At 34.5% G+C, this 11648-nt stretch carries 16 protein-coding genes; 8 read left to right on the top strand and 8 right to left on the bottom strand.

Going from position 1 to position 11648, the window contains the following annotated elements; genetic code table 11:
- The first annotated feature begins 233 nt into the window (after positions 1 to 233).
- Together ACKI2W_RS03485 and ACKI2W_RS03480 are read left to right on the top strand one after the other, a co-directional pair.
- A complete protein-coding gene (locus ACKI2W_RS03485) occupies positions 234 to 1280 on the top strand; it encodes a ribonuclease H-like domain-containing protein (RefSeq protein ID WP_407379273.1) in 1047 nt (348 codons plus the stop codon).
- Positions 1281 to 1289: 9 nt separating this feature from the next.
- A complete protein-coding gene (locus ACKI2W_RS03480; protein ID WP_407379271.1) occupies positions 1290 to 2810 on the top strand; it encodes a HEAT repeat domain-containing protein in 1521 nt (506 codons plus the stop codon).
- Positions 2811 to 2845: 35 nt separating this feature from the next.
- Here the strand turns inward: ACKI2W_RS03480 and ACKI2W_RS03475 are convergent, their stop codons facing one another.
- The 5 genes from ACKI2W_RS03475 to ACKI2W_RS03455 form a co-directional block, all read right to left on the bottom strand.
- Complete coding sequence (locus ACKI2W_RS03475) at positions 2846 to 3571, bottom strand: ABC transporter permease (RefSeq protein ID WP_407379269.1); 726 nt, start codon at positions 3569 to 3571, stop codon at positions 2846 to 2848.
- 9 nt (positions 3572 to 3580) lie between these two features.
- Positions 3581 to 4501 (bottom strand): ABC transporter ATP-binding protein, encoded by a 921-nt coding sequence (locus ACKI2W_RS03470; protein ID WP_407379267.1) that lies wholly within the window; start codon positions 4499 to 4501, stop codon positions 3581 to 3583.
- A 94-nt stretch (positions 4502 to 4595) separates the two neighbouring features.
- Entirely contained in the window at positions 4596 to 5417 is an 822-nt protein-coding gene (locus ACKI2W_RS03465) for a DUF4013 domain-containing protein (RefSeq protein ID WP_407379265.1), read from the bottom strand.
- A 9-nt stretch (positions 5418 to 5426) separates the two neighbouring features.
- Positions 5427 to 6158, bottom strand: a complete 732-nt coding sequence (locus ACKI2W_RS03460; RefSeq protein WP_407379263.1) for a DUF4013 domain-containing protein — start codon at positions 6156 to 6158, stop codon at positions 5427 to 5429.
- Between the two features lie 11 nt (positions 6159 to 6169).
- On the bottom strand, positions 6170 to 6406 hold the full coding sequence (locus ACKI2W_RS03455) for a helix-turn-helix transcriptional regulator (protein ID WP_407379261.1): 237 nt from the start codon (positions 6404 to 6406) through the stop codon (positions 6170 to 6172).
- A 374-nt stretch (positions 6407 to 6780) separates the two neighbouring features.
- Between ACKI2W_RS03455 and ACKI2W_RS03450 the strand changes: the two genes are divergently transcribed.
- Positions 6781 to 7809 carry a M42 family metallopeptidase gene (locus ACKI2W_RS03450; RefSeq protein WP_407379259.1) on the top strand — a complete coding sequence of 343 codons (1029 nt, stop codon included), beginning with the start codon at positions 6781 to 6783 and terminating at the stop codon, positions 7807 to 7809.
- Between the two features lie 35 nt (positions 7810 to 7844).
- Here ACKI2W_RS03450 and tsaA read toward each other — a convergent pair whose 3' ends face one another.
- Complete coding sequence (gene tsaA, locus ACKI2W_RS03445) at positions 7845 to 8330, bottom strand: tRNA (N6-threonylcarbamoyladenosine(37)-N6)-methyltransferase TrmO (RefSeq protein ID WP_407379257.1); 486 nt, start codon at positions 8328 to 8330, stop codon at positions 7845 to 7847.
- Positions 8331 to 8496: 166 nt separating this feature from the next.
- Here tsaA and ACKI2W_RS03440 point away from each other — a divergent pair, with 166 nt between their 5' ends.
- From ACKI2W_RS03440 to ACKI2W_RS03430, 3 genes are read left to right on the top strand one after another with little or no spacing between them, the layout of a single operon-like run.
- Entirely contained in the window at positions 8497 to 8703 is a 207-nt protein-coding gene (locus tag ACKI2W_RS03440; RefSeq protein ID WP_407379255.1) for a molybdopterin-binding protein, read from the top strand.
- 24 nt (positions 8704 to 8727) lie between these two features.
- On the top strand, positions 8728 to 8934 hold the full coding sequence (locus ACKI2W_RS03435) for a molybdopterin-binding protein (RefSeq protein ID WP_407379253.1): 207 nt from the start codon (positions 8728 to 8730) through the stop codon (positions 8932 to 8934).
- A gap of 9 nt (positions 8935 to 8943) precedes the next feature.
- On the top strand, positions 8944 to 9150 hold the full coding sequence (locus ACKI2W_RS03430; protein WP_407379251.1) for a molybdopterin-binding protein: 207 nt from the start codon (positions 8944 to 8946) through the stop codon (positions 9148 to 9150).
- Positions 9151 to 9329: 179 nt separating this feature from the next.
- Here ACKI2W_RS03430 and ACKI2W_RS03425 read toward each other — a convergent pair whose 3' ends face one another.
- Positions 9330 to 9767 (bottom strand): molybdenum cofactor biosynthesis protein MoaE, encoded by a 438-nt coding sequence (locus tag ACKI2W_RS03425; RefSeq protein ID WP_407379249.1) that lies wholly within the window; start codon positions 9765 to 9767, stop codon positions 9330 to 9332.
- A 47-nt stretch (positions 9768 to 9814) separates the two neighbouring features.
- A complete protein-coding gene (locus ACKI2W_RS03420; protein ID WP_407379247.1) occupies positions 9815 to 10351 on the bottom strand; it encodes a nicotinamide-nucleotide adenylyltransferase in 537 nt (178 codons plus the stop codon).
- Between the two features lie 100 nt (positions 10352 to 10451).
- Between ACKI2W_RS03420 and ACKI2W_RS03415 the strand changes: the two genes are divergently transcribed.
- Together ACKI2W_RS03415 and ACKI2W_RS03410 are read left to right on the top strand one after the other, a co-directional pair.
- Positions 10452 to 11108, top strand: a complete 657-nt coding sequence (locus tag ACKI2W_RS03415) for a hypothetical protein (RefSeq protein WP_407379245.1) — start codon at positions 10452 to 10454, stop codon at positions 11106 to 11108.
- Positions 11109 to 11110: 2 nt separating this feature from the next.
- Positions 11111 to 11644 carry a DUF367 family protein gene (locus ACKI2W_RS03410; RefSeq protein WP_407379243.1) on the top strand — a complete coding sequence of 178 codons (534 nt, stop codon included), beginning with the start codon at positions 11111 to 11113 and terminating at the stop codon, positions 11642 to 11644.
- Positions 11645 to 11648: the final 4 nt, after the last annotated feature.

The following is an 11648-nucleotide window of genomic DNA, read 5'->3' as shown; positions in this document are numbered from 1 at the left end:
TTTTATGGGATATTAGGTAGGTAATGGGCATTACCCACCTAATCACTTGTTTGACAAGCTTGTTTTAGAGAAATGAATTTTAAAGTTTGGCTGTTTTAATCTACATCTCTAGCTACTTTCGTAGCCAATTAAATATTATGTACCTTTTACTATATATACTTATTTGTATTTTATAAAAATTCAAGTATACTTTATTAAAAATTTTTATATTTAACCTATTATATAATAAATATGTGATGCAAGACTTAGAACATGAAAATTACATGCTTAATTCAATACTTAAAAACTCTCCAAGTTCGGAAAATTTTTCATTTGATGAATATAGGAAAGTTTCACCAGCATATTACAATGATTTAAAGGAACAGCTACTTGTCAAGTATCGGGATAAAAAATTAACTGATATTGAAGGTAGTGAAGTGATTCAAACGCCTTATGGCGAGACTTTACGTATCGTTCAAAAGGAAAAAATAAATTTCGATTTAGCTGACAATAACTTTAAAAATCAAATGAATCATAATTTGAAGTTGCTTCCCAAAATTGGAATAAAAACCGAAGAAAAATTAAAAAAACAGGGTTATGATACTATAGAATCACTTTTAAACCATGATTCTTATAAAAGAAATGCAAGCGAATTTTTGGAAAATTTCGACGAAATGTCATTTTCAAGTATAATTGATTTGCTCAATGAGAATAAATATGGAAAAGAGTGCAGGGACAATTTAATCAAATGTGTAAGTGTCCCTGATGTCAGTAACTTTAAATTCATGGATATAGAAACTTTAGGACTTTCCAACGTTCCCATCATATTGATTGGCGTTGCCGAAATCAAAGGAAATAACATAATTTCCTCACAATACTTCCTGAGGGATCTGGAGGAGGAGCTTGCTGTTTTAAAGGCATACTTTTCACATCTGGATGAAAATTCAGTGCATGTCACTTTCAACGGAAAGACATTTGATGTGCCTTTCATAAAAAACAGGCTTAATTATCACAGGCTGGATGTGGATTTTGACTTGGCCCATCTGGATCTGATGTATTTTGCAAAATATTTATGGGGGGATGAGCTTCCTGACTGCAAGCTGCAGACAATTGAAAAATACAAGTTCGGACTTGAAAGGGTTGATGACGTTCCCGGTCAGTACATTCCAGGATATTATAATACTTATCTCAGCGAAAACAATATAGGGCCTATGGTTCCAATAATAGAACATAACAGGCAGGATATCGTTTCACTGGCTGACTTTTTGGCAAAAATGTATGAAGAGGTTAATTACGAATAGGTGCTTAAAATGGGGTTATTTGACAGATTCAAAAAAGATAAAAAGGAAAAAAAGGAAAAAGAGATAAGAGAAATTCCAAAAGACATTGAAATTCCCGAAGTCGAGCTTCAGCTTAAGGAAATCGCAATGAACAGCAAGAACAGGAATGAAAGGGCAGTTGCAGTAAACAATATCACAAATCAGTTTGTTGCTTTGGATTTGGCCAAAAACGTTAAGGACAGGGCAATAAGGCTGATGGCAGCAAACAAAATTGAAGATGAAGATTTATTGTGGGATGCAGCCCGAAACTCCAATTTCTATGATGTAAGAAGCTTTGCCTATGAAAGGTTGGGAGAAAACAACAAATCCATTGCTGAAATGGTAATTAACCAGAAAAAATCCCCTCAAATAACAGAGATTTTCAACAAGATTGAAGATGAAGAAACCCTTAAAGACATTGCAATCGAAGCAAAGGACAAAAAGTACAGAAAGGAAGCCCTTGAAAAAATAAATGATGAAAAAATATTGATGGATTTAGTTTTCAAGGCTAAAGACAAATCCATTCGTAAGGCAGCTGTTTTAAAGGATTCATTCACAGATGAGGATACTCTTCAAAAAATCGTTCTGACAGATTCGGACAGTGGAGTCAAGCTTGCAGCCATTGAAAAGATTTCAGATGAGGGTAAGTTAGTTGAAATTGCCAAAGAGGAAGATAACGCTAAAATCAGAAGCATCATTTTTGAAAAAATCACAAATCAGGATTTAATCAAGGACATTGTTCTAAACTCCAAAAAATCTGATGTCAGACTTGATCTGGTTAAAATCATTGATGATGAAAAGCTTTTATGTGATATAGCTTTGAGCGATGAGGATAATGTTGTCAGAAGCGAAGCAATCAAAAAGATAAGTGATGAGGATACATTAGTTAAGGTAGCCCGCAGCGATTCAGACAGGTTTTCACGCCAGACTGCCGTTAAAAAAATCACAGATCATGACGTGCTGGTTGAGATTGCTTTAACCGATGAGGATTCTTTCGTAAGGACTCATGCAGTGACAAACCCCAACATAACCTCAGAAGATGATTTTGTAAATATTGCAATAAACACTGCCCATGAGGACATTGCTCTTGAAGCGATGAAAAACATCAAATCCGAATCCGCTTACGTTAAAATATTGCATGAGGCAAAATTAGCTTCTGTCAGAAAGGATACTCTAGACAACATCGATGAGCTGAAGGTATTGGTTGAAATCATTCTGGCAAACAAGGACGTGGAATTCAGCCTTAAGGCATTGAATAAGATTGATGATGAGGATGTCATTGTTAAAATCTATGAGCAGAATATTCATGAGGACATTTCCGTCAGATGCGTTTCCAAAATAAGAAGCCAGAGCACATTAACTGATATTTTAGAAAAGGATAAATCCTGGAGAGTAAGGGAAGCCTGCGTTAAAAAGATCGTAAGTAAGAAAGTTCTCAAAAACGTTTCACTCAATGATGAGAATGAATACGTAAGAAACGTTGCGAAAAACAGGATTCAGGCATTAAGCTAAAAAATAAGTTATTCACCAAAGTTAATTGGTGAATATTAAAGGGGAACATCCTTTTTAGTAAAGTAAATGTAGGATATGGCCAGTCCAATAAGGAAAGTTGCCAGTATAATCCCATAGGATACGGAAATGCTTGTGGCGTACTCAGCTATCTCGCCTGATGCAATCAGATATGGGCATGTCCATGGAACAAATGGAGCCCAGCTCTGCCCGTATATCATCAGATTCACCAGTGACAAACCGGCACCACCAACCATTGCAGGAACCATATTCGTAATGAACAGTGAAACAAATACGAAAGGGGAAAATGTCAGGAACAATAATATGTTGGCAAACAGAAGCTGGGCAATGCTGTCTATTAACAGTTTCACTGTAAATCCGTCAAGTCCTGCAATAAATCCGAATATTGCTGCTGATATGCTTGTAACTACTGTTAAAATTATAATCCAAGCTAAAAACATTATATATTTACTTAATAAGAACTTTCCTCTTGATATTGGGATTGTCAGCATTGATTTCAATGTATGCTCATTATATTCCCTTCCGAAAAGATAGGATATGATTATTGCGAAAAGAAGAATCGCAAACATTGCGGACATGTACATATTAACATTTGTAAACAATGCTTCAAAGTTTTGGCCTTCATCAAATGCCGTAACTGCAATAAACATTAAAAGTGGAGGCAGAATTGCTCCGATTATGCTCAACAAAAATATATTTGATCTTTTAAGCTTTAAAAATTCCATTTCTATGAAAGTTAACATTAAATCACCTTAGCTATTTGATATTACTCTTGTAAAAAATTCCTCAAGATTCTCTTCACATAAGTTCACTTTTTTGACATTTATGCCCGAATTAACGAATATTGTGTTAATTTCATCTCTTGATTCGATATGTGAATATAATTGAATCGTTCCTTCATCTGTAATGCAAAAGTCATAATTTTGCCTAAATCCAAGTTCTTTAAGGATTTTAATGGATGATTCGATATCGGACACTTCAAATTCAACAAATTTGTCCAGTCTGTCATGGAGTTCTTCTTTTGAGATTTCATCAATCAGCACGCCGTTATCCATAAATCCGATGACATCAGCAATATTTTCTATTTCGCTCAGGATGTGACTTGAAATCAGTATTGTTATTCCATATTCGTGGGATAATCTTTTTAGTAATGTTCTGATTTCCTTGATTCCGAAGGGATCAAGGCCATTAATCGGTTCATCCAAGATTAATAAATCAGGATTGTGCATGATTGCGGCAGCTATTCCCAAACGCTGCTTCATTCCCAAGGAGTAATCTTTAAATTTTTTAGAGTTGTGTTTTTCCAAATCAACAAGTTCCAGTGCCAATCTTATATAGTGAGGATTGTAATTTCCTCTTATTTTAGAAATAATCTTTAGGTTTTCATATGCTGTCAAATTCTCATAAAATCCTGGAGTCTCAATAATGGACCCTATATTTGAATAGATTTCTTTTGAATGTTTTTTGGGATTTTTTCCAAAAAGAAGAATTTCTCCGCTGCTTGGATATACTAGATTTAAAAGCATGCACATTGTAGTGGTTTTTCCGGCTCCGTTCTTTCCAAGAAGCCCATAGATTTTTCCCTTTTCAACGTGCATATTTATGGAATTTACAACCAAATCATTCGAATATTTCTTTGATAGATTTGAAGTTTCTATTACATAATCACTCATATTATCACCTATTAATCATAAGTTATTAACAATCAACTATTTTTTTCAAAAAGTTGTCAGATTTTCGTTAAAATTAAAAAAATAAAGAGTTCAATTATTGAATTGACTCTTTGTAAACAGATCCATATACTCTGTTGAAGAATATGCTCATGTAAGGGGAAATGAACAGTCCTTCTATAATTGATATTATTGCTGCAAGCATTATCGCCTGATTAACCGCCAATGCAATGAATGTTGATAAAATCATCATTATCACGCCGATGAATATCATGATTATCACATAGACTAAAACCGCAAAAAGGATTATTCCAACATATCTGACCCATCCAAGATTAGAGATTTTGTCGGTTATTTCCCTTAAATCGAATGCCTTTGTAAATTTATCGCTGTCAATCATGTTTGCCAGTCCCATTATGAGGAGGAAATTGCATATTATGAAAAGGATTAGTGCAATGATTGAAACGATATAATCTCCGTTTTGGAAAGCCAGCAGTTCAACGCCGACTACAAATACAATGATTGGAAGGATATTGTAGATTAAAGCTACAGCAAAGTATTTAACCCCATTGATTAGGATATTTGCAATATCGTCCAATCCTGGAAGGTCATTTTTTTCATCGATTGAGAATTTCATCACATTATACTGATATCCCATAATTATCAGGGAGATAATGAAGCTGATTATGGCCAATATTGCAATTGCATAGATATTGTCCTGCGGGATTTGTGAAAACTTCAGGGCTAATGTATTACCTCTTGTTAGGGCAAATACTTTAACTATCTTAACAGTCAGTTCGGATATTGCAAAGAAAATGATGTTCAATGCAGCAAAGAACGCTCCAAATGTTACAAGCTTTTTCAAATCTGTAAATGGATATTTCAATCCTTCTGAAATGTTGTCAGTTATGCTCGCCATAATTCCACCTTAAATTTGGGTTGTGTAGAGTAATCCGATGGATCTTGAATTGAATATGCTTAAGTAAGGTCCGACAATAAATGTGGTTATTATTATATTAATCAATGCTCCTAAGGCAAATATTCCGCTTGCATCAACGCCCATTGCAAATCCTGAAAGTCCGAATACAGTAAATATCAAACCGATGATTGCAGTAACAACAAAGAATAGGACAACAGTTATTATCACTAAGCCCACATAGGTTATGATGCATTCAAACCAGCCGATTTCGTCAATCACTTCTTTAATTTCACTTATTGCAAATGCTTTTGAAAGTGCACCGTCATTGTATGCCATGTGACAGATTCCCATCTGGCTCATTAGGCAGGAAATCACTAATGCAACAAAAGTAATTAAGCTTCCGATAAACATTATTGCGGTGGATGCTACGCCGATGAGTTGACTTGCAACAAGTGCAAATATCAGAAATATCACTACTGGAATAAGCAGATAGGCTATTTGAACAACCACATATTTTACTCCATCAATGAACATGTCTATTATACTATCAAATTCAGGTAACTGGTCTCTTCCGTTGATTATTCCGTGAACAGCAGTATTGATGACCCTGTAATTGTATCCTGTAATCAGAAATGCCGGCAGCAACAAAAAGCTGAATATGGATATTACTCCCAGTATTATCAGTGTTTTCCAGTCTTTAGCCGAATATTCTAGTGAATCCTTATATATGTCTAAAATCATTTTTTCAACCTCTAGTAGTAATCATCGTCAAAGATGAATATTTCTTCCATAATGAAATATTTTTCTCGATCACCTTTGAACAACATTTTATTGAAGACCTGGGTAATTTCGTAGGCCAGAAATAAAGATGGGTTATATCTGCCGTTTTCAAGAGAATTTATGGTTTGGCGGGTAACTCCAACTTTCTCCCCAAGTTCTTTTTGGCTCATTTTGAGCTCCTGTCTTAAATATTTTATCATGGTTCTCATAGTAATCATAAATAAATTTCTTTTTGCAAAAAGTATTTAAGTACCTTAAGTAATTCTGTTAAAATTAAATTACTTATGTTAATGTTATACGACATAGTATATAAAGTTAACTATTTTTATTTTAATTGGTTTAATTAGTGTATTTATCTTAAGAATAAATTAAATTATCTTATTTTATTAAATAATACTAATTTATTATAAAATTATTTTTTAATTATTATATTATATGTTAATCATAAATTAATTCGAAATAATCAATTTTTGATAAAAAAATTAAAATCGAAATACTTATATATTAAGAAAATATTTTTAACACTTTTCCTGTTAAAAAATTTTTATATAGTAAAAAATTTAAAATCTATAATGGTGATAAGATGGAGTTAATGAGAGAACTTTCTTTAGCACCGGGAGTATCCGGTTCCGAAGAAGAAATCGCTAAAATTATTGAAAGAGAATTAAAAGATGTTGCCGATACTATTGAACGTGACAGTATGGGAAACCTGATTGCTACAAAAAAAGGTGAGAAAAAAGCACCTACAGTCATGTTAGCTTCCCACATGGATGAAATCGGTTTGATGGTAAGGTATATTGACGATAACGGTTTTATTAAATTCTCAAATATCGGTGGAATCAATGATCAGATGTTGATGAATCAGACTGTAACTATCCACAGCAGTGTTGGAGATGACATTGTCGGTGTTATCGGTTCAAAACCGCCTCACGTAACCAAAGCGGAAGAAAGAAATAAGGTTGTCAAAGCGGATGATATGTTTATCGACATCGGTGCAAAGGACAAGGAAGATGCGGAAAAGATGGTTCGTATCGGAGACAAAATGACATTCAATGCATTGTTTGTCGAATATCCTAACAATCTGATTATGGGTAAGGCTCTTGATAATCGTGTAGGATGCTATGTCATGATGGAAGTATTAAAAAGAGTTGAAACCAGAGCTACTGTTTACGGTGTTGGAACCGTACAGGAAGAGGTAGGTCTTAAAGGGGCAAAAACTTCATCATTCAAATTAAATCCTGACTTAGCTATTGCACTTGACGTGACATTGTCCGGTGACCATCCTGGAATCAAACCTGAAGAGGCACCTGTGGTCATGGGTAAAGGTCCGGCCATCATTTTGGCAGATGCAAGCGGACGTGGAATATTGACCCAGCAATCAGTTAAGGACTTGCTCATTAATGCCGGTGACGAAAATGACATAGATTATCAGTTGGAAGTCAGTGACGGCGGAACAACTGACGGTACTGCAATTCACTTGACCCGTGAAGGTATTCCAACTGGTGTTTTATCAGTCCCTACAAGATACATCCACACTCCAGTAAGCGTATGCAGTATGGACGATGTGGAATCAACAATTCAATTGATTGTTGCAGCCATTAATGGCTTATAAAAAAAGAATTTTAAGGAAAGTTTCAATTAACTTTCCTATTTAAATCTGTCATCTGATTTTTGTGATTTTGCTTTTTTGTGGTTATTTTCAAACCAGCCTATTTTTAAATCTTCAATTGTGTCTTCATATAATTGGGGAACATAAGGCTTGATATCCAAAAGTGGTGTTCCATCGAGTACATCAATATTTGATACATATACTTTATTTCCTTCAACCTTGTCTACTTTTACAACAGAAGAGCCTATGCGGTTAGGTCTTTTTGGAGATCTTGTAGCAAAAACTCCATGTGTATCGTTATCCATAAAGGGCTTTACTTCGAGAAAGTATCCTTCGACCTTGTGAAGTAAATATAAAATATTAATATGTGAAAAATCCTCTAAATCCTTTAGTCCATCAACAAACTTCTCTTTTATAACAATGCACCCTTTAACACCCTTTGCTCCAGTAGGTTGGATTGGCATTCCTTCAATTTCAGTAAATTGTGTATGAATTGTTCCTATTGATTCCAGTTCTATTTTCATATATCTATTTTTGAATTTACTCTTTAATATATTATTTCATTTCGATTCTATCGATGTGAATCATTTTCAGTAATCGATTTCAAAATTCTTTATTTACCAAAAAACGAAACATTTATATACAATTCGATACAACATATTAACATACAACTTATAGGAGATGTATTAAATGGAACTTAGTGCAAGAAATCAATTAAAAGGAAAAGTAACAAATGTCGAATTAGGTGCTGTAATGGCAAATATTAAAATCGAAGTGGAAGACCCTAACACTATTACTGCAGTCATCACTAAAGAGTCTGCTGAAAGGTTAGGTTTAGCTGAAGGTGACGATGTTGTTGCTTTGATCAAATCTACTGAAGTTATTGTAGGAAAATAAATTTAATGAATAGGAGAGATTATAATGGAATTAAGTGCTAGAAATCAGTTAAAAGGTAAAGTTGCTAGTGTCGATTTAGGTGCTGTAATGGCTAATATTAAAATTGAAGTAAGTGAACCTGGTGTTATCACTGCTGTTATCACTAAAGAGTCTGCTGAAAGGTTAGGTTTAGCTGAAGGTGACGATGTTGTTGCTTTGATCAAATCTACTGAAGTTATTGTAGGTAAATAGGTGATTTGGATGGAATTAAGTGCTAGAAATCAGTTAAAAGGTAAAGTTGCTAGTGTTGAGTTAGGTGCTGTAATGGCTAATATTAAAATCGAAGTTGAAAATCCTAACACTATCACTGCCGTTATCACTAAAGAATCTGCTGAAAGATTAGGTTTAAAAGATGGTGATGATGTAACTGCTTTAATTAAATCTACTGAAGTAATTATTGGTAAATAGACTGGATTAATCCAGTTCTTAAACTCTTTTTTTTAAATCAAACTGTAGCCTAAAAAACCAGGTAATACAAACAGAATTATTATAAGTAATATTAATACTATTATGAATTTTAAATGCTTAATTGTAAAATAAACGGCAAATAATAGTATTAATAACTTAATAATTAAGATTATGCTCATTTATCCTCCAGCGAGGATGGTTTTTGTTCCCTGTTTGGAAATTTCTTCTTTTTTGAATTCCACTTCAAACTTGACTTTTTCAATGACTTCTTTTAGTGCATCAAGGCTTTCTCCCCTGTGTCCGCCTAAAACCGCTACTAAAAATAAGCTATCTCCAGTGTAGAATTCTCCAAGGTAATGTACGACGGATATTTCAGCGACATTGTATTTTATTTTGGCATTTTCGACGATAGCTTCAATTTCCTCTTTTGTCTTTTCTTTGTCAGGTGTGGTTAAGATCAATTTTTCCAAATCCATGTTTTCTTCTTTTCCACGGACTATTCCTTCAAAAGAAAATATTGCACCGCAGTAGTCGATTTTTGTATTTTTCTTCAAGTCATTGAGCAGATCGTGCATTGTCACTTTGTCTTCTTTTCCTTCAATTACTTTTACAACCATAATATAACCTCATTTATTACTATAATCATAATGCTATATAACTATTGTTATAACTCACTAATCTCTTTTACGGATAAATTTTTAAGTCTTAAGACACCATCAATCTCATCCATAACTTCAATTGTGGATTCGGCTACAAGTTCCTGCCAGTTCTCATCAGCAAGCATTCTTCTTCTCACTTCACTGCCTGACAGATGGAGTCTGTCGTATAACGGAGGATTTCTGACCTCATAACCCTCCTCTGCAAAGAGCTGCTTAACTAATGGATTGCCGGAATAGACTATGGAAAATGGAGGAGTCATCATCTTGACGTGAGCCGTCCATATGGCATTGAAATTGATGTCTTCCATAGGAATGATGTAATATCTGCCTGGGTCGATGTTTTCCTCAGCCAAAGCCTGTGTAACCATTACGATACGTTCACCGGCAGTAAATGGATCTTTCAATTCATGGCTTAGCTGGGCGCTGCCGATACCAATAATAATCTCATCAACTTCTTCCAAAACTTTTTTAATAACCTGTATGTGGCCCTTATGGATAGGCTGCATCCTACCGATTAAAATACCGCGAACTTTATTATCCATATTCTATCACCTAATGAACTATAATATAATATTTTAAGTAAAGTTATATTAAATACTTTTATTATAATTATAATTGTTAAAAAATTAACGGAGTTTTAAAATGGAAAAGAAAAACATGATAATTATCGCTGTGGTCGTTGTCATCATAGCCATACTTGCAGTTGTCTTTGCAACCGGCGCATTGACTAACAACGGTCCGACTACTGCTTTTACAACAGACTTTATGGCAGGATCATTTTGTGGAAATGTCGTAAAGGCAAATACCAACGAGTCATTTGTGGCTTCATACACCGACAGCGAACATAATATTACTTATAACTTAACTACTTTAGACAATTCTTCCGCATTGATGGAAATATATAAGTTCCAGGGCGTAATCGGTCCCGAACAACGTTCATACAATGGAAATGACTGGAACATTTACTTTGGCGAAGCAATGCCTGTTGTCAACAACACTACGGATGAAAATTCAAATCATTCAATGGGTATCATAATCTGTGAATCACAGCAGGAATCACAGGGATATGTGATTTATGCAATTTTCGGTGATTTAAGTAAAGTCAACTTCACTTTAAACACATTCGGTGATGCTTACACTAACTACATTGAGCCATTGCTTAAAACAATCTCTTTAAAACAAAGCAGCAATGTTCCATCAGTAAACGAAGAGTTCGGATTAAGTGAAGAGGAATTCAACGAACAGATTGACCTGATACATCAGGTAAACGCCGGAAACTTATCAGCAATACAAGGATAAATATGAAAATCACGGTTTTTCATGCAGACGAATGCGACAGGAAAAAATGTACTTCCATAAAAATGGAAAAGCTGGGCAAATGCAGGCTGGTCTATAATATCAATAAGATTCCTGGAGGAGCCATTGTACTGAATCCGTATGCTGAGAAAGCCGTATCATATGAAGACTATAGATTTGTTCAAAGAAGAGGAATTGTAGGGCTTGACTGTTCATGGAATGAGGTGTCAAGTTCTAAAAAATTCTTTTCTTTATCGAAATACCACAGATCATTGCCGTTTCTTATAGCTACAAACCCCGTAAACTATGGAAAGCCATGCATACTCTCAACAGTCGAGGCGATATCAGCTACTTTGTATATTACTCGCTTTAAGGATGAGGCAAGAGATATCTTAAACGGCTTTAAATGGGGACACACATTTCTGGAACTTAACCATGACCTGCTTGAAAGCTATTCCGAGGCAGATACAAGTGCAGAAGTGGTTCAGGCCCAAAATGACTTTTTGGCTGAAAAGGGAATAAGTTATGATGATGATTAACTCA

This window comes from Methanobrevibacter sp. (assembly GCF_045603845.1).
Taxonomy (GTDB): Archaea; Methanobacteriota; Methanobacteria; order Methanobacteriales; family Methanobacteriaceae; genus Methanocatella.
This window is presented reverse-complemented; position numbering and strand designations above follow the sequence as displayed.